We start from the raw sequence: 18,262 nt of genomic DNA on the forward strand, positions 1-18,262 counted from the left end.
CCTTCCCAGGGGGCCGGGCCGCTCCGTCGTACCGTCACACCGCCGGTGCCGGACCGGGATCCTCCCGGCCCGGCACCGGCGTCGGCGTCAGTGGAAGAAGTGGCGGGTACCGGTGAAGTACATCGTCACGCCGGCCGCGGCGGCGGCCGCGACGACCTCCTCGTCCCGGATCGAACCGCCCGGCTGCACCACGGCCTTGACGCCGCCGTCGAGCAGGATCTGCAGGCCGTCCGCGAACGGGAAGAAGGCGTCGGAGGCCGCGTAGGAGCCCCGGGCCCGCTCGCCGGCCCGCTCCACGGCGAGCTTCGCCGAGTCGACCCGGTTGACCTGGCCCATCCCGACGCCCACCGAGGCACCGCCCTTGGCCAGCAGGATCGCGTTGGACTTGACGGCCCGGCAGGCCCGCCAGGCGAACGCCAGCTCGGCCAGCTCGGCCGCGGGGAGCGCCTCGCCGGTGGCCAGCGTCCAGCTCGCCGGGTCGTCGCCCGCGGCGTGGATCCGGTCGGCGTCCTGGAGCAGCACGCCACCGGAGATCGGGCGCACCTCCTGGCGGTTGGCCGGCGCCTCCGGTGCGACCAGCACCCGCAGGTTCTTCTTGCGCGCCAGCACCTCGACGGCGCCGTCCTCGTACCCGGGGGCGACGACGACCTCGGTGAAGATCGGGGCGATCTGCTCGGCCAGCTCGACGGTCACCGGGCGGTTGACCGCGATCACGCCGCCGTACGCGGAGACCGGGTCGCACTCGTGCGCCTTGCGGTGCGCCTCGGCGACGTCCGCGCCGGTGGCGATGCCGCACGGGTTGGCGTGCTTGATGATCGCGACGGCCGGCTCGGCGTGGTCGTACGCGGCGCGACGGGCGGCATCGGTGTCGACGTAGTTGTTGTACGACATCTCCTTGCCGTGCAGCTGCTCGGCGCCGGCCAGGCCGCCGGTGCCGTCGCTGTAGAGCGCGGCGCCCTGGTGCGGGTTCTCGCCGTAGCGCAGCACGTTCTGGCGCTCGTAGGTGGCGCCCAGGAACTCCGGGAAGCCCTCGACGTCGCCGGCCGCGTAGCCGGCCTCGAACCAGGAGGCCACCGCGACGTCGTAGGCGGCGGTGTGCGCGAACGCGGCACCGGCCAGGCGCTTGCGGGTGGCCAGGTCGAAGCCGCCCTCCTGGACGGCCTTCAGCACGTCGCCGTAGCGGGCCGGGTCCACCACGACGGCGACCGACGGGTGGTTCTTGGCCGCGGCGCGGACCATGCTCGGGCCGCCGATGTCGATCTGCTCGACGCACTCGTCCGGGCTCGCGCCGGAGGCGACGGTGGCCTTGAACGGGTAGAGGTTCACCACGACCAGCTCGAAGGGCTCGACGCCCAGCTCGGCGAGCTGCGCGCGGTGCGACTCCAGCCGCAGGTCGGCGAGCACACCGGCGTGCACGCGGGGGTGCAGCGTCTTCACGCGCCCGTCGAGGCACTCGGGGAAGCCGGTCAGCTCGGAGACCTCGGTCACCGGGACGCCCGCGGCGGCGATCCGGCCGGCGGTGGATCCGGTGGAGACGATGGCGACCCCGGCGGCGTGCAGGCCCTGGGCCAGCTCCTCCAGACCGGTCTTGTCGTACACGCTGATCAGCGCGCGACGGATCGGGCGGACGCCGCTCTCCTCGTCGAGGGGGGCGGTGACGGGGGACGTGGTGCTGGGGGCGGCGCTCATGCCGGGATCCATACCTTTCGGTCCTCGATGCGGTGACCCTCGCGGGCCAGCCGGCCCACGATGTCGACGAGCAGCTTTCGCTCGACAGTCTTGATGCGCTCGTGCAGCGCGTCGCCGCCATCGGCGTGGTCGGCGTCGGTGACCTCGACGACGCCCTGCGCGATGATCGGCCCGGTGTCCACCCCGGCGTCGACCAGGTGGACGGTGCAGCCGGTGACCTTCACCCCGTACGCGAGCGCGTCGGTGACGCCGTGGGCGCCGGGGAAGGCGGGCAGCAGTGCGGGGTGGGTGTTGATGATCCGACCGGCGAAGGCCGCGATGAACGCGGGGCCGAGGATCTTCATGAAGCCCGCCGTGACCACGAGGTCCGGCCGGTGCTCCGCGACGGAGGCGGTCAGCGCGCCGTCCCACGCGGCGCGGTCGGCGAAGTCCTTCAGTCGGTGCACGAAGACCGGCAGCCCGGCCCGCTCGGCGCGCTCCAGGCCCGCGATGCCGTCACGGTCGGCACCGACGGCGACGATCTTTGCGCCGAAGGCCGGATCGGCCACGGCGTCGATCAGCGCCTGTAGGTTGGTGCCGGAGCCGGAGACCAGCACCACCAGCCGGGCCGGGCCGGGAGTGCGGGGCGGGAAGAGTTGAGCGGGGGCGGCGGCCACTGCGCGATTCTCCGTAGGTCGGGCGCCGCCCGCTGGTACATCCACCGGCGGTGGGGCCACTACGAACGGCAGGTCGAGCGAGGGGGAACACCGGAGGAACCCGCCGCGATGCGGGCCCGGGGAACCTATCTGAGCTGCTGACCGTCACCACGATAACGGCTGGTCGGACGGCCCTTGAAACGCCCTGGCGGCGCTACGCGCGTAGTTGAGACGGGGATCTCCATCGGGGCGCCGTTCACCCGCCGTCGGCCCGGCGTCCGCCCGCCGGCCGTGCGCGGACGGCGGGCCGACGGCAGCGACGGGGTGGTGCGGAGCTGCCGGCGGTGGCCGGCCGGGCGGGGCGGGGCGCCGGCGGAGTGGGGCGGCGGGCCCGGGGGCGGGACGTCGAGTGCGGCCGGGCGGGCGGCCCCTCGCGGGTTCGCCGGTGCGGTGGAACGCGCCCCGAAGGCAGGCCGCCGAAGGCCCCACGGGCGACTGCGGGATCATAGGGTGGCGCGGGCGTCCGCCCCACCGACCGAGAAGGAATGGCTGAACCATGAGCAGCGGTGACAACACCGGCGAGCGCAACCCCTTCGCGCCGCCGCCGGCGGATGCCCCGGACCAGCCGTGGCAGCCCCGCAACCCCGGGCCCACCGGAGGTTCCAGCGGTTCCAGCGGTGCCGACGGCACCGACGGCACCGACGGCGGCGGGAACCCGGACGAGCGGCCCGAGGTCCCGCCGCCGCACCCGTGGAGCCCCGGCTACCAGGGCGGCGGCTGGCACCCCCGCCCGCCCGCCCCGCAGCCGCCCAAGCTCGACCCGAGCGACCCGGCGCAGCGCAAGGCCCGCAACGCCGCGCTGGCCGGTATGGGCGCGCTGGTCTGCGCGTTCGCCTCGCTGCACTACGTGGCGCTGTTCGTCGGCGCGCTGGCCATCGTCTGGGGAGTCGCCGCGATGCGGGCCCCCAAGCCGGCCGCCGCGACCGCGACCGGCGGGGCGGCACCCGCCGCCGGCGAGTCCGCCGCCCCCAACCCGCTGACCCCGGCCGCCCTCGCCGGGGTGCTCACCGGCGCGATGACGGTGGTCTTCGTCTCCTCGGTGATCGGCCTCAGCCTCTACTACAACGACTACGTGACCTGCGTCCGGGACTCGCTCACCTCGACCGGCGCGGACAACTGCGAGCGCCTCGCGCCGAAGTGGTACGTGGACATCACCTCGAAGAGCGAGTAGCGGGTAGCGGGCGGACGGACGGCGCCGCCGTCAGTCCAGCTCCTCCGGGCCGGTCGCGTCCTCCGCGGCCGCCTCCGCGCCGTCGGCCGACCGACCCAGCCGCAGCACCACGGCGTACACGCGGGCGCGCAGCCACAGCACGCCCCGGCGCGCGCGGCCGGCGATCGCGCCGCTCCCGGGGGCGACGACGGCCCCGGGCACGCCGACGGTTCCGGGAACGCCGACAGTCCCGCCCCGGGGCAGGCCGACCGCGTCGGTATCGAGTCCGGTGTCCGCACCGGCCGCCGCCGTGGTGGCCGACGTCCGGGCCGCGACCCGGGCCCGGGTCAGCAGCGCGCCCGGGACGGCCACCGCGGCGATCCAACCCGCCGCCGCCAGCCCCGTCCGCCACGGCACCGGGCCCAGCTCCGCCATCCGGCCGCCGGCCAGCGCCCCGCCGGAGAGCCAGCCGAGCACTGCGGCGGCCGCACCGGTCAGCAGGGCCACCGCCAGCACGGCGACGGCCGTCCCCGCCGGCCGCCACGCACCGGGCCGGGCCGGCGCCGGCTCCTCCCGCTGCCGGATGGTCCGGTCCGCGCCGCCCGGGTACCGGGCCCCGGCCGCCGCACGGCCGATCAGGACGGCCGGGACCACCCCGGCCAGGGCCGGCAGCAGGCAGACCAGCTGCCGCCAACCGCCCGCGCCGGGCTCCGCCAGCAGGGCGAACAGCGGGAAGTCCGGCACCGGCCCCCGCACCGTTCCGGACGGCGCCACCACCGTCCCCGCACCCGCCGCGAACCCCGGGCCCAGCGCGTAGGCCGCCCCCCAGAGCACCGCGTTCGGCAGCAGTGCCACGCTGAGCAGCAGCAGTCCGGCGACCGCGGCCGGGCCCTGCGCGAGCGCCACCGTGCCGTGGCCGCCCCCGGTCACCGCGTCCAGCAGCGCCGCCACCGCGACCACCGCCGCACCCGCCGCCACCAGCCCCGCACCGGCGGCCAGCGCCGCCGACCGGATCGCCGCCGCGCCCCCGTCCAGGCGGGCCCAGGCGGGCAGCCCGTCCAGCGCCCGCCGCCGGAGCACCTGCCAGGGCGCCGTCCAGGAGGCCGGCCAGGACGCCGGTCCGGACCTCGGCGAGGGCGCCCCGGTCGCCCGGGCGCCGACGGCCGTCGCGACGGCCGCCACCAGCGCCACCACCAGGACGTCCGGCAGCACCCGCGCGCGGAACAGGCCCGCGCCCGAACACTGCGCGACCACCACCACGGCGACCGCGCAGTAGCCGGACCACACCGCCAACGGGCCGCTCCAGCGCGGCCGCAGCCGGCGCCGGGCCGCCGCCCGGGCACCCGCGCGGTGGAGCTGGCCCACCGCCAGCAGGCCGAGCAGCAGCGGAGTCACGGTCAGCGGGGCGTCCAGGGCACCGCGGAGCACCGGCGCGCCGTGCCCGAGCAGCCAGAGCGCCCCGGCCAGCCGGACGGCGCCGGCCGCGCCGTCGTCCGCGTACGGGGTCACCACCCAGAGCCCGAGGACCGGGACGGCGACCACCGCCAGGCCGAGCAGCGCCGTCCGCACCCCGGTGAGCACGTCGGCCAGGACGGGTCTGGCGCCCAGCTCGCCCGGCACTTCCAGGATCGGACGGCCCATCAGCTGCGTCATGCGCCTCATGGTGCCAAGGCGACTCGCCATGCTCCGTGAAGAGGCAAACCACCGTCGTGTCCCAGATTATTGGCTTATGCGCATTTTCAGACCCTGCCCTCATGCCGTCGCCCCCGCTCCGGCCCGGAGCGTCTGATGACCACGCCGCCGACCGCCGAGCGCCCGGCCGACGCCGCCGCCGCCAACCACCCCGCCCGGACCGCCGGATCCGCCGACCCCCCGGCACCCCAGGGACGCCCCGGGAAGGAACGCCCCGGAAAGGGCCGGACCGAACGGGGCCGGGGGGCGCAGGCCGCCGCAGGTGCTGCGGGTGTCGCCGGTGCCGCCGGTGCCGCCGGTGCCGCCGGGCCCGGCCGGGCCACCGAGGCGAACGGGCCGGCCGTAGGGCAGAGCGAGGCGCTCCGGCTGCTGCGGCAGTTGACGCCGCGTGAAGCCCAGGCCCTCGCCCACCTCGCGGCGGGCCTGGACCTCGCCCAGTCGGCGGCGGCGCTCGGCGTCACCCCAGCCACCGCACGCAGCTACCAGCACCGGGCCATGCGCAAGCTCGGCACGCGGACCCACGCCGAGATCGTCGCCTTCGCCGCACTGCTGAGCCCCGCTCAGGGCGCCTCCGGCGGTCCGGCGGGCCCGCCGGACACGCCGGGGCTCGGCACCCCGGTGGAGCAACCGGCCGGGCGGGAACGGCGCGGGCACACCAAGGCCCGGCCGACCGGCCCGGGCGACGCCGCCTCCCACGGAGCCCCGCGCCCCGGGGAGGAGGCCCCCACGCCGCGACCCGCCGCCGACCCGAACCCCACGCGCCCCGGGACACCCCGGCCGAACGGCGGCAAGGCCGGTGCCGCGCACACCCCCGCCGCCTCCGGGACGCCCCGCACCGACGGCCGCACACCCGACGCCCCGGCCACCGGCGCGGTGAACACCCCCGCCGCCTCCGGGACGCCCCGCACCGACGGCCGCACCGCCCCCCGGACCGGACCGGCGTCAGGCGCACCGTCCCGGCCGAACGGCGGCAGGCCGGCCGGCACCGCCGCGAAGCCGCCCGCCCGGACGAACCCCGCCGAGGGCCCCACACCCGCCGGGTCGCCTCGCACCGACGGCGGGAGCGCCCCCGAGCCGAACGACCACAGGCCCGCCGCCGCCGCGCTGGCCGCCGCGAACGCGGCAGGTGCGACCTCGGAGCCCCTGGACGCCGTACCCGTACCGTCGTTCGAGGAGCTGTACGAGGCCGCCCACACCCGCCTGGTCCAACAGGTCTTCCTGCTCACCTCCTGCAAGCACCGCGCCGTGCACTGCGTGCGGCTGGCCTTCGGCGAGGCGCGCCGGCACTGGGACGAGGTGGCGGCCGGGGCCGATCCGGAGGGCTGGGTGCGGGCGCGGGCCTGTGAGGCGGCGCTCTCGCCGTGGCACCGGGGCGGTCCGCGGCGGACGCACGTCTGGCGGCTGCCGCACCGGCGGATCAAGGTCCGCCCGGCCGACGAGTCGCAGGCCGTACTGCCGGACCACGACCGGCTCACCGACCGGGACCGCGCACTGCTCAAGGCGCTCAAGCGGCTCTCCCGCCCGCAGCGCCGGGCGCTGGTGCTGCACGACGGCCTGGGCCTGCCCGCCGCCGCCGTGGCCGTCGAGGTGGAGTCGACCGTGGCGGCCGCCGAGGGCCGGGTGTGGGCCGCCCGGGCGGCGTTGGCGGAGTGGGTGCCGGACCTGGTCGGGCCCGATCCGGCTGCCGAGGGTTTCGCCGACGGGCTCGCCGGACTGCTGCACCGGGCCGCCGTCCGCGGCTGCCCGGAGCCGCAACGGCCTCCGGTGCCGGTGCTGCGCGCCCGGCACCGACTGGCAAACGCCACCCGGACCGGGGCGGCGGTGCTGATCACGGTGGCGGTCGGCGGCGCGGCGGCGGCGACACTGGCCGGCAGCGGCCCGGGGTCGCTGTTCCACCGGGCCCCCGAGCCGCCGAAGCAGGCGGTCTGCGGCGCGGTCAACGGCTCCGCCGTGCCGCTCGTCCCGGACGGTCCGCCGACGGGCATCCGCAGCCTCTGGTGCAGTCCGACGCCCGGGGTCGAGCCGGTCGTGGCGGACCCGCCGCCGCCCCGGGCGCCGCTGTGGGAGCTGCCGGCCGCCGCGCGCGCCGCGGCGGCCCTGCCCCCGCCCGGCTCGGCGGGCGGGCCGGCGGCCTGCACCCGCTGGTCGCTCCTCCCCTGCCCGGCGGACCGCTGAGCGGCCCGCCGACGGAGTCCCCGGCGTCCGACCCGGGCCAGGTCGGACGCCGGGGCGACGGGGCGACGGGGCGACGGGGCGACTGGCCACACCTCACCGGCGACGGCCGGAGCCGCGGCCGGATCGGCGCGCGTGGGGCCGCCGCGCTCCCGGCCGCAGGCCCCGCCACAACGGCGAGCGCCCCGCCCGGAGATCCGGACGGGGCGCTCGATGCGCGGGGCGAGCGTCAGCCGTTGATCAGCTCACGCGCCAGGCGGGCGGTCTCGGACGGCGTCTTGCCGACCTTGACGCCGGCGGCCTCCAGGGCCTCCTTCTTCGCCTGCGCGGTGCCCGAGGAGCCGGAGACGATGGCGCCGGCGTGGCCCATGGTCTTGCCCTCGGGGGCGGTGAAGCCCGCGACGTAGCCGACGACCGGCTTGGTGACGTGCTCGGCGATGTAGGCCGCGGCACGCTCCTCGGCGTCGCCACCGATCTCACCGATCATGACGATGAGCTCGGTCTCCGGGTCCTCCTGGAAGGCCTTGAGAGCGTCGATGTGGGTGGTCCCGATGACCGGGTCACCGCCGATGCCCACGGCCGAGGAGAAGCCGATGTCCCGCAGCTCGTACATGAGCTGGTAGGTCAGGGTGCCGGACTTCGACACCAGGCCGATCTTGCCGGCCTGGGTGATGTCCGCCGGGATGATGCCGGCGTTGGACTGCCCGGGGCTGATCAGGCCCGGGCAGTTCGGGCCGATGATCCGGGTCTTGTTGCCCTTCGAGCCCGCGTACGCCCAGAAGGCGGCCGAGTCGTGGACCGGGACACCCTCGGTGATGACGACCGCGAGGCCGATCTCGGCGTCGATGGCCTCGACGACGGCGTCCTTGGTGAACTTCGGCGGCACGAAGATGACGGTGACGTCGGCACCGGTCTTCTCGATGGCCTCGGCGACGGAGCCGAAGACGGGCACGTCGGTGCCGTCGACGTCGACCGTGGTGCCGGCCTTGCGCGGGTTCACGCCACCGACGATCTGGGTGCCCGAGGCGAGCATGCGGCGGGTGTGCTTCATGCCCTCGGAGCCGGTCATGCCCTGGACGATGACCTTGCTGTCCTTGGTAAGGAAGATAGCCATGGTGTTAAGTCCCCTTCCTTACTTGTTGGCCAGCTCGGCGGCACGGTCGGCGGCGCCGTCCATGGTGTCGACGCGCTGCACCAGCGGGTGGTTGGCGTCGTCGAGGATCTTGCGACCAAGCTCGGCGTTGTTGCCGTCCAGGCGGACGACCAGCGGCTTGGAGACGTTCTCGCCCTTGGACTCCAGCAGGGCCAGGGCCTGCACGATGCCGTTCGCGACGGCGTCGCACGCGGTGATGCCACCGAAGACGTTGACGAAGACCGACTTGACGTCGGGGTCGCCCAGGATGATCTCCAGGCCGTTCGCCATGACCTCGGCGGACGCGCCGCCACCGATGTCGAGGAAGTTGGCGGGCTTGACGCCGCCGTGGCTCTCGCCCGCGTAGGCGACCACGTCGAGGGTGCTCATGACGAGACCCGCGCCGTTGCCGATGATGCCGACCTGGCCGTCGAGCTTGACGTAGTTCAGGCCCTTGGCCTTCGCCGCCGCCTCCAGCGGGTTGGCGGCGGCCTTGTCCTCGAGCGCCTCGTGCTCGGGCTGGCGGAACTCGGCGTTCTCGTCCAGGGAGACCTTGCCGTCGAGCGCGATGATCTTGCCGTCGCCGGACTTGATCAGCGGGTTGACCTCGACGAGGAGGGCGTCCTCCTTGATGAAGACGACCCAGAGCTTCTGCAGGACATCGGCGACCTGGTCCGCGATCTCCGCCGGGAACTTCGCGGCGGCGACGATCTCGGCGGCCTTCTCCGGGGTGCAGCCCTCGTTGGCGTCGACCGGGATCTTGGCGAGCGCCTCGGGGTTCTCCTCCGCGACGACCTCGATCTCCACACCGCCCTCCACGCTGGCCATGGCCAGGAAGGTGCGGTTGGTGCGGTCCAGCAGGAAGGAGACGTAGTACTCCTCCTTGATGTCCGCCGTCTGGGCCAGCATCACCTTGTGAACGGTGTGGCCCTTGATGTCCATCCCGAGGATCGCCTCGGCCTTGGCGACGGCGTCCGCCGGGTCGGCGGCGAGCTTCACGCCACCGGCCTTGCCTCGGCCGCCCACCTTCACCTGAGCCTTGACGACGGCGCGGCCGCCGAAGCGCTCCGCGATGGCGGCAGCGTCTGCGGCGGTCTCGATGACATCACCGTCAAGCACGGGAACCCCGTGCTTGGCGAAGAGGTCCCTCGCCTGGTACTCGAACAGGTCCACGTGTTTGTCCTTGTTCGTGGTCGCGGATTGTGTCTCTACGAGCGTGCCACGGCAGGATCTTCGCTGCGGGTCGTCGGGGCGGTGCGGGTACGCAGAGGTACGGCCTTGCGGCCCACACAGCCACGGGCGCACACGTCAATCAACACGCGCGTCACGTCCGTCTGGCAGGTTATCCCCGGACGGCAGGCGTGTTTCGCCCGGGACCGGCCCGGCTTGGGTGAGAACCGTCACAGCCAGGCCCCGACCGACTGCCGCGCGCCCTGCTCAGCAGGTGCGCAGATCAGCGGTGGGGCCGGGCCCGGGTTCGCTCGTCCGGGTGAACCCGCGCACCCGGTCGCTACCCGCCCTGCGGCGGGACGGGGATCGGCCGCTTCTCGATCGCCGCCGCCATGACGTCCGGGAACGCGTCCGGCGTGCAGGCGAACGCGGGGGCGCCGAGCGTGGCCAGGGCGGCCGCGTGCGCGTGGTCGTACGCGGGCGCCCCTTCGTCGGAGAGCGCGAGCAGCGCGACGAACTGGACGCCGGCCGCCTTCATCGCCGCCACCCGCTTGAGCATCTCGTTCCGGATGCCGCCCTCGTAGAGGTCGCTGATCAGCACCACGACGGTCTCGGACGGGCGGGTGATCCTCGACTGGCAGTAGGCCAGCGCGCGGTTGATGTCGGTGCCGCCGCCGAGCCGGGTCGCGAACAGGACGTCCACCGGGTCGCCGAGCTGCTCGGTGAGGTCGACCACCGAGGTGTCGAAGACCACCAGCCGGGTGTCCAGCGTCCTCATCGAGGCCAGCACCGCGCCGAACACCGCCGAGTGCACCACCGAGGGGGCCATCGAGCCGGACTGGTCGATGCAGAGGATGACGTCCTTCTTCACCGCGCGCTGCGCCCGGGCGTAGCCGACCAGCCGCTCGGGGACGACGGTGCCGTGCTCGGGCAGGTAGTTCTTCAGGTTGGCCCGGATGGTGCGGTCCCAGTCGATGTCGCGGTGGCGCGGGCGGTTCACCCGGGCGCTGCGGTCCAGCGCGCCGCCCAGGGTGGCCCGGGTGCGGTCGGCGAGCCGGCGCTCCAGCTCGGCGACCACCTTGCCGACCACCGCGCGGGCGCTCTCCCGGGTGGTCTCGGGCAGCGCGTGCTTCAACGAGAGCAGGGTGGCGACCAGGTGGACGTCGGGCTCGACGGCCTCCAGCATCTCCGGCTCCAGCAGCAGGCGGTCCAGGCCGAGGCGGGTGATGGCGTCCTGCTGCATCAGCTGGACGACGCTGGTGGGGAAGTACTCGCGGATGTCCCCGAGCCACCGGGCCACCTGCGGCGCCGAACCGCCCAGCCCCGCGGTGCGCCGGCCGGACCGCCCGGCCCGGCCCTCCTGCGGCGTGCCCCGGTACAGCGCGGCGAGCGCGCCGTCCATCGCGGCGTCCCGGCCGCGCAGCGCGCTGCCGGTGCCGTCCGCCTCGCCGCCGAGCACCAGCCGCCAGCGGCGCAGCCGCTCCTCGGCGGCGAGGGTGACGGGAGCGGCGGGGGTGGTGGCCTCTGCCATCGGGTGCTCCTTCCGGTCCATCGGGTCAGGTGCGTCGTCGGGTGCGGGTACATCGCGTCGGGCGCGTCACGTCGGGCGCGTCGGGCGCGTCGGGTGCGGGGTCAGGTGTCGCGGCCCTCGGCCTGTCGGGGGATCCGCGGCGGCCCCGCGGGGTGGACCGGGCAGCCGGGCAGGCCGAGCAGCAGGGCGACCACGGGCAGCGCCGCGTCGGCGCGGGCCGGATCCAGCTCGGGGCCCGTGCCCGCCGCCGCCACCGGCTCGGTGCCCAGCGGACCGGCCGCGACCCTGCTGCCGACGGTGGTGCGGACGCCCGCCTCCAGCGCGGAGAAGGTGCGGCGCAGCAGCGGCAGCACATCGGTGAAGACCTCGGCCGGCACCGCCGTCAGCCACCCGTCGAGCAGGCCGAGCAGCCGGGGATCGTGCAGCAGCAGGGCGCCGCCGCCGCTGAGGAAGCCCTCCACCCAGCCGGCCGCGTCCGCCGGGGCGTTGGCCGCCGAGAGGACGAGGCCCATCCGGCGGCCGGCCTCCTCGGAGTCGAGCCGTCCGTCGTCCAGCAGCAGCCGGACGGCGCGCCCCCGCAGCAGGCCGGGCACGCCCGTGGCCGGACCGCCGACCGGTTCGCGGCGGGCGAGCGCCCGCAGCGTCCCGGCCCACCGGTCGACGAGCCCGCCGCCCGGCTCCAGCAGGCCGATCGCGCCGTGCACCTCGTCGAGCCGGCCGCGCACCGCCTCCGCGCCGGCCGCGTCCAGCCCGGTGCAGGCGGGCGGCAGCCCGACGCAGATCCGGTCGGCGAGGCCGGTCGCGACCTCACCGAGCGCACGGTGGTCGGTGCCGCGGACGTCGCCGTAGCGCAGCGCGCGGACCAGCGCCGGCAGCGCCCCGGCCAGCTGGGCGACGTCGGTGTCGAGCGCGGCGCAGTCGGCGAGGATCCGCATCACGGCGGGCAGCGCGTCGGCCAGCCCGGCCAGCAGGCAGGTCTCGACCAGGGCGGTCAGCTCGGCGAGCTCCACCGCGGCCCGCGCCGCGCCGACCGCCCGGCCGGTCGCCGCCTCCTCGACGGTGGTGCCCCACTGGGCGGCCTCGGCGATCCGGACGGCGAACTCGGGCTGCCAGCAGAGCCGCCAGCTCTCTCGGAAGGTGCCCGTCGAGGTGACGGCGGAGCGGCTCGGCACGCCCCAGTCGATGCCGAGCAGCCGCAGCCGGTGCAGCAGCCGGGAGCGGGCCGCGTCGTTCTCCTTGCGCAGGTCCAGGTCCAACTCCCGCGGCTCGACCGCCGGCTTCAGCCGCAGCGAGCGCTGCAGCCGGGTCAGGTCCCGCTGCAACGGCACCGCCGGAGCGCCGTCCGGCACCCCGCCGAGGACGTCCCCGGTGACCAGGCGGTCGTGCACCAGCGCCAGTGCGACGTCCGAGCCGTCGCACATCACCGAGCGGACGGCGTCCAGGGTCTCGGTCAGGCCGGCGAGCGGGCGGCCGCGCATCACCGCCAGCGTCCGCGCCAGCCGGACGGCCTCGATCACGTGCGCCGAGGAGACCGGGTGGTCCTCGGCCCGCAGCAGGTCGGCGGCCCTGGTCAACCAGAGCGGCACCGGATCACCCGTGGTGGTGAACAGGTGGTGGTACCAGCCCGGCGAGACGATCCCGGCGCCGTAACCGCTCTGCTGGGAGAGCCGGCGGTGCGTCCACGGCACCCAGGTGATGTCGGTGCGCACCTTCTTCGGCAGGCCGGCCAGCACCGCCCGGTCGTGCGCGACGGTCGGCAGCACGGCCAGCGCCGGGACGTGGAACGCCCCGCAGACCACGGCGATCCGCCGGTGCCCGGCCCGCTTGGCGGCCCGGATCTGCTGGCGCATGTACGCCTCCCGCAGGTCGTCGCGCCGGACGGGCCCGCCGGGCGCGACCTCCTCGCGCAGCGCCGCCATCGCCTCGGCGACCGCGGCGAACGGGGCCAGCGCGTCGGTACCGGGCGAGCGGTGCTCGATCACGTCCTCCCACCAGCGCTCCGGGTCGTCGCTGCCGGCGGCCTCGGCGAGCATCCCGATCGGGTCCGCCGCCCGCTCCGGCTGCTCCCCCTGCTCCGGCTGCTCCCGCTCCTCGGCGAGGCCGTAGGCGGCCGGGAGGTCGATGAAGCGGACCGGTACACCGGCGTCGAGTCCGTACCGGATCGCCACCCACTCCGGGGAGAACTCGGCATAGGGCCAGAACGCGGCCCTGGCCGGGTCGTCCACGACGTGGGCGAGCAGGGCGACCGGTGGCACCATGTCCTTCTCGGCCGCCAGCCCGACGATCGGATCGGCCTCCGGCGGGCCCTCGATCAGCACCGCGTCCGGCCGCAACTGCTCCAGTGCGGCGGCCACCGCGCGGGCCGAGCCGGGACCGTGGTGCCGTACGCCCAGCAGCGTCACCTCCGCGCTCATCGCGCCCTCCCTCCTCGTGCCTCGAACTGACTCGGACTGAATCGAACTGCTCAGCACTGCTCTGAACTGCCTTGGACCGCCTTGGACCGCCTTGAACTGCCGCGAATGCCATGAACTGCCATGGCGTCAGCGGGCGTTCTCCCGGGCGGCGCGGTAGAAGTCCTTCCAGCCGTCCCGCTCGCGCAGCACGCCCTCGACGTACTCGCGCCAGACCACCTGGTCCGCCACCGGATCCCGGACGACGGCGCCGAGGATGCCGGCCGTGACGTCGCCGGCCCGCAGCACGCCGTCCCCGAAGTGGGTGGCCAGCGCCAGACCGTTGGTCACCACCGAGATGGCCTCGGCCGTCGACAGCGTGCCGCTCGGCGTCTTCACCTTCGTCCGGCCGTCCACCGTGAGGCCGGCCCGCAGCTCCCGGAAGACCGTCACCACCCGCCTGATCTCCTCGGCTCCACCGGGCAGTGGGGCGAGCTCCAGCGAGCGGCCGAGCTGGTCGACCCGCCGGGTGACGATGTCCACCTCCTCCTCCAGCGAGCCGGGGAGCGGCAGCACCACGGTGTTGAACCGTCGGCGCAGGGCGCTCGACAGCTCGTTGACGCCGCGGTCCCGGTCGTTCGCCGTGGCGATCAGGTTGAACCCGCGCACGGCCTGCGTCTCGCCGCCCAACTCCGGTATCGGCAGCGTCTTCTCCGACAGGATGGTGATCAGACTGTCCTGGACGTCCGCCGGGATCCGGGTCAGCTCCTCGACCCGGGCGATCTTCCCGTCCGCCATCGCCCGCATCAGCGGCGAGGGCACCAGCGCCGCCCGGCTCGGACCGTTGGTCAGCAGCTGGGCGTAGTTCCAGCCGTACCGGACGGCCTCCTCCGGCGTACCGGCCGTCCCCTGCACCAGCAGGGTCGAATCGCCGCTGATCGCCGCCGCGAGGTGCTCCGACACCCAGGTCTTCGCGGTGCCGGGCACGCCGAGCAGCAGCAGCGCCCGGTCCGTGGCCAGCGTCGTCACGGCGACCTCGACGATCCGCCGCGGGCCGATGTACTTGGGGGTGACCACGGTGCCGTCCGGCAGCTCGCCACCGAGCAGATAGGTGGCGACGGCCCACGGCGAGAGCTTCCAGCGCTCGGGACGCGGGCGGTCGTCCTGCGCGGCCAGCGCGGCCAGTTCCGCCGCGAAGGCGTCCTCCGCGTGCTGCCGCAGAACGTCGGTCATCAGGGGGCTCCTTCGGGTCGGCCGCCGGACACACCGGTGGCGGGCGGCGAGGTGATCGGGGGGAGCCAGGTCGGCGTCCCGGCCTGTGGGAACCACCCTGCACCGGACCACTGACAATCCTGACCGGACCTCAGTTCGACCACCCGGCCTGTCAGTCCCTCCGCCTACCGTCGTCGGCATGGAGGAACGCTGGAGCACCGAACACGTCCTGTCCCTGGCACCCGACGCGAGCTCGCAGAAGGCCGCGGGCAAGCTCTCCTCGCCCGCGCCCTGGTCGGCCACGGGCACCGACGGCGCCGCGCTCTGGGGCGAGTGCAGGGGCAGCGGCCGGACGCCCTACCGCACCGCCGTCGAGCTGGCCACGCCCGCCTACTCGTGCACCTGCCCGAGCCGGAAGTTCCCCTGCAAGCACGCGCTCGGGCTGCTGCTGCTCTGGAGCGGCACCCCCGAGGCCGTCCCGGCCGGCGAGCCTTCCGACTGGGCGTCCGACTGGCTGGCCGAGCGCCGCGACCGCGCCGAGCGGCGGGCGACCGGCGCCACCGCCGCGGCCGACCCGGCCGCCGCCCTCCGCCGGGCCGAGAAGCGCCACGCCCGGGTGGCCGCCGGCGCCGGTGAGCTGCGTCTGCGGCTGGCCGACCGGGTCCGCCACGGCCTCGCGGACCCGTCCGCCGCCGGCCCCTGGGAGGAGGTCGCCGCCCGGATGGTCGACGCCCAGGCCCCCGGCCTCGCCACCCGCGTCCGCGAACTCGACGCCGTCACCGGGCCCGACCTCCTGGAGGAGTACGCCATGCTCCATCTGCTCGCCACCGCCGCCACCCGGATCGACGACCTGCCCGCCCCGCTGGCCGCCACCGTCCGGGCCCGGGTCGGCTACACCACCGACGCCGCCGAGGTACTGGCCGGCCCCACCGTCCGCGACCGCTGGTACGTCCTCGGCAGCCGCACCTCCCCGCTGGACGGCGCAGCGGACGAACGCCTCACCACCCGCCGGCTCTGGCTGCGCGGCGCGAAGACCGGCCGGGCCGCCCTGCTCCTCGCCTTCGGCCGCCCCGGCCGGGCCCCCGACCTCGCCCTCCCCACCGGCCACCTGCTGGAGGCCGAACTCGCCTTCCACCCCGGGGCCCGCCCCCTGCGCGCCGCCCTCGGCACCCGCTACGACGCCCCCGGCCAGGGCCCCGCCGCCCCGCCGCCCGGGCTCACCCCCGCCGAAGCGGTCGCCGCCTACGGCGACGCCGTCGCGGACGATCCCTGGCTCGACGCCTGGCCGGCCGTCCTGACCGGCGTCGTCCCGGTCCTCACCCCCGACGGCTGGCAGCTCACCGACGGCCGGCACACGCTCCCGGTCCACCGTGGTGCCACCCCCGAAGCGGCCCTCTGGCGCCTCGCGGCCGTCTCCACCGGCCGCCCCCTCACCGTCTTCGGCGAGCAGGGCCACCACGGTTTCGCCCCGGTCACCGCCTGGGGCGCGGACCACCGCCCGATCGACCTCACCACCGGGTAGGCCCCCGAAGCGGGGACCGGCCCGCGCGCGTCCCACGGGCCCGCCGCGGGCCCCGGCGCCCCACCCGCCCGAGAGCCTCCGACCAGCACCCACCGACCCGCAGGAGCCCCGCGTGCCGCCCACCGCCCCGACCCCGACCGACCCCTGGGAGTCCCTCCACACCACCGCCCTCCTCGGCACCGACCGCCGCCCCCTGCCGCCCCCGGCCGCCGGTGACTCCGCCGCCCACCTGGCCGTCGACCGCACCGACCCGGCCACCGCCCTGCTCGAACTCGCCGCCCTGGAGACCGTCCGCCGCCGCGCCGGAGCCCGCCCGGCCCCCGCCGGCGAGGCCGTCACCGCCCTGCTCGCCGCCCCCGCCCCCGAGGACCACCGGCCCGAACTGCCCACCCCCGCGGCCCGCCGGCTCACCCTCCTGCTCGGCAGCCGGGGCGCCGGATCCCCCGGCACCCTCGCCAACCTCACCGAACTGCTCCCGCAGTGGCTCGCCACCGCCCGCGCCCGGGGCTTCCGCCCACCCGCCGCCGCCGTACCGGCCCTGCTGGACGCCGCCCGCGGCCGGACCGAGCTGCGCCCCGACGCCGTGGCGCTGGCCGGCCCCCTGGGCCGCTGGCTCGCCGCCCGGAACGCCGACTGGCGCTTCGTCCTCCGCACCACCACCGACGCGCCCGCCGGCACGGCCGCGCCCGGCGGACCGGCGGCCGCCGCTCCCGGGGACCACCACCTCTGGCACGAGGGGCTCTTCGCCGAGCGCGTCACCCATCTGACCGCACTGCGCCGGAGCGACCCCGCCGCCGGCCTCGCCCTGCTGGTGAGCACCTGGCCCACCGAGCGCGCCGAGGACCGGCTGCTCTTCCTGGACGCCCTCCAGGACGGCCTCTCGCTCGCCGACGAGCCCTTCCTCGAAGCCGCGTTGGGCGATCGCAGCAAGAACGTCCGGGCCACCGCCGCCGAGTTGCTCTCCACCCTCCCCGGCTCCACGCTCGCCCACCGGATGGCCGAGCGCGCCCGGGCCGCCGTCCGCCTCTCCGAGCGCGGCACGCACCTGCTCGTCACCCCGCCCACCGAGTGCGACACCGCGATGCAGCGCGACGGCATACCACTCAAGTCGCCCACCGGGCGCGGCGAGCGGGCCTGGTGGTTCGGCGAGGTGATCGCCGCCACGCCGCTCTCGCTGTGGCCGGAGTCCACCGGTCTGACGCCGGGCCGGCTGCTCGGGCTCCGGGTGGGCGACAGCCTCGACGAGAGCGACAGCAGCTGGGCCGACGACCTGCGCGAGGCCTGGGCCAGGGCCGCCGTCCGCCAGCAGGACGCCGACTGGGCACGGGCGTTGCTGGGCCCCGCCCCGGCCCCCGCACCGGGGTCCCGCGGCGGCCGCGCCGCCCGTGCCCCCCGGAGCACCGGAGCCCCCGCCAAGCTGCTCGCCGTCCTCCCGCCCGCCGAACGCGCCGTCTGGACGGCCGCGTTCATCGAGGTGCACGGCCTCGGCGAGGCCTTCCAACTGCTCGGGGCCTGCGCGGCTCCGTGGACCCCGCCGCTGTCCACCGCCGTCGTCGCGGCGCTCGCCCGGGCGGCCGCCTCCGGGGCGTACCCGTGGAGCCACAGCGGGGTGCTCGGCATGACGGAGCGCGCGCTCTCCCCCGCAACGGCCACCGCCGTCGAGGAGTTGGCCGCCGAGGCGGCGCCCGCCGGCGCCTGGGCCGAGACCTTCTCCCGGCTGGCCGGCACCCTGCGCTTCCGGGAGGCGATGCTCGCCGAACTCGGCGCCTGACCGCCCGCGCCGGAACGCGGCCGGGCCGGTACGGGGGTGTCCCGTACCGGCCCGGCCCAGCACTCGGCAGGCGCACCCCACCGGCGCGCACCCCTCGGGCACGCACCCGGCTGGCACACGGTCGAAGCAGGGCTCG

The 18,262-nt window shown here is 76.2% G+C and carries 12 protein-coding genes; 4 read left to right on the forward strand and 8 right to left on the reverse strand.

What is annotated here, in order from left to right; translation table 11 throughout:
- Positions 1-87 precede the first annotated feature (87 nt).
- Complete coding sequence (gene purH, locus ACIF6L_RS00485; protein WP_359803545.1) at positions 88-1,689, reverse strand: bifunctional phosphoribosylaminoimidazolecarboxamide formyltransferase/IMP cyclohydrolase; 1,602 nt, start codon at positions 1,687-1,689, stop codon at positions 88-90.
- Positions 1,686-2,345, reverse strand: coding sequence for a phosphoribosylglycinamide formyltransferase (gene purN, locus ACIF6L_RS00490; RefSeq protein WP_359803543.1), 660 nt, complete (start codon positions 2,343-2,345; stop codon positions 1,686-1,688). Before purN ends, purH begins: the two co-directional genes overlap by 4 nt.
- A 535-nt stretch (positions 2,346-2,880) precedes the next feature.
- Between purN and ACIF6L_RS00495 the strand changes: the two genes are divergently transcribed.
- The gene (locus tag ACIF6L_RS00495; protein WP_396485578.1) at positions 2,881-3,555 is read left to right on the forward strand and encodes a hypothetical protein; all 675 of its coding nucleotides are present in this window, start codon (positions 2,881-2,883) and stop codon (positions 3,553-3,555) included.
- Between the two features lie 30 nt (positions 3,556-3,585).
- Here ACIF6L_RS00495 and ACIF6L_RS00500 read toward each other — a convergent pair whose 3' ends face one another.
- Positions 3,586-5,187 carry a DUF6350 family protein gene (locus ACIF6L_RS00500; protein WP_396485580.1) on the reverse strand — a complete coding sequence of 534 codons (1,602 nt, stop codon included), beginning with the start codon at positions 5,185-5,187 and terminating at the stop codon, positions 3,586-3,588.
- Positions 5,188-5,322: 135 nt separating this feature from the next.
- On the opposite strand from ACIF6L_RS00500, the gene ACIF6L_RS00505 reads away from it, so the two are divergent.
- A complete protein-coding gene (locus ACIF6L_RS00505; RefSeq protein ID WP_396485582.1) occupies positions 5,323-7,401 on the forward strand; it encodes a LuxR C-terminal-related transcriptional regulator in 2,079 nt (692 codons plus the stop codon).
- Between the two features lie 226 nt (positions 7,402-7,627).
- Here ACIF6L_RS00505 and sucD read toward each other — a convergent pair whose 3' ends face one another.
- The 5 genes from sucD to ACIF6L_RS00530 all read right to left on the reverse strand — a co-directional run bounded on the left by sucD (position 7,628) and on the right by ACIF6L_RS00530 (position 14,854).
- A complete protein-coding gene (sucD, locus tag ACIF6L_RS00510; protein WP_329488045.1) occupies positions 7,628-8,512 on the reverse strand; it encodes a succinate--CoA ligase subunit alpha in 885 nt (294 codons plus the stop codon).
- Positions 8,513-8,530: 18 nt separating this feature from the next.
- Positions 8,531-9,703: an ADP-forming succinate--CoA ligase subunit beta gene (gene sucC, locus ACIF6L_RS00515; protein WP_329488047.1), complete on the reverse strand. Its 1,173-nt coding sequence runs from the start codon at positions 9,701-9,703 to the stop codon at positions 8,531-8,533.
- Between the two features lie 337 nt (positions 9,704-10,040).
- Positions 10,041-11,231 carry a VWA domain-containing protein gene (locus tag ACIF6L_RS00520; protein ID WP_359835078.1) on the reverse strand — a complete coding sequence of 397 codons (1,191 nt, stop codon included), beginning with the start codon at positions 11,229-11,231 and terminating at the stop codon, positions 10,041-10,043.
- 101 nt (positions 11,232-11,332) lie between these two features.
- Positions 11,333-13,645, reverse strand: a complete 2,313-nt coding sequence (locus ACIF6L_RS00525; RefSeq protein ID WP_396485585.1) for a DUF5682 family protein — start codon at positions 13,643-13,645, stop codon at positions 11,333-11,335.
- Between the two features lie 126 nt (positions 13,646-13,771).
- Positions 13,772-14,854, reverse strand: a complete 1,083-nt coding sequence (locus ACIF6L_RS00530) for an AAA family ATPase (RefSeq protein WP_329488051.1) — start codon at positions 14,852-14,854, stop codon at positions 13,772-13,774.
- A 178-nt stretch (positions 14,855-15,032) separates the two neighbouring features.
- Here ACIF6L_RS00530 and ACIF6L_RS00535 point away from each other — a divergent pair, with 178 nt between their 5' ends.
- Positions 15,033-16,355, forward strand: coding sequence for an SWIM zinc finger family protein (locus ACIF6L_RS00535; protein WP_396485587.1), 1,323 nt, complete (start codon positions 15,033-15,035; stop codon positions 16,353-16,355).
- A 112-nt stretch (positions 16,356-16,467) separates the two neighbouring features.
- On the forward strand, positions 16,468-18,126 hold the full coding sequence (locus ACIF6L_RS00540; protein WP_396485589.1) for a DUF5691 domain-containing protein: 1,659 nt from the start codon (positions 16,468-16,470) through the stop codon (positions 18,124-18,126).
- Positions 18,127-18,262: the final 136 nt, after the last annotated feature.

Origin of the sequence: Kitasatospora sp. NPDC086009 (genome assembly GCF_044540385.1) — a bacterium.
Taxonomy (GTDB): domain Bacteria; phylum Actinomycetota; class Actinomycetes; order Streptomycetales; family Streptomycetaceae; genus Kitasatospora.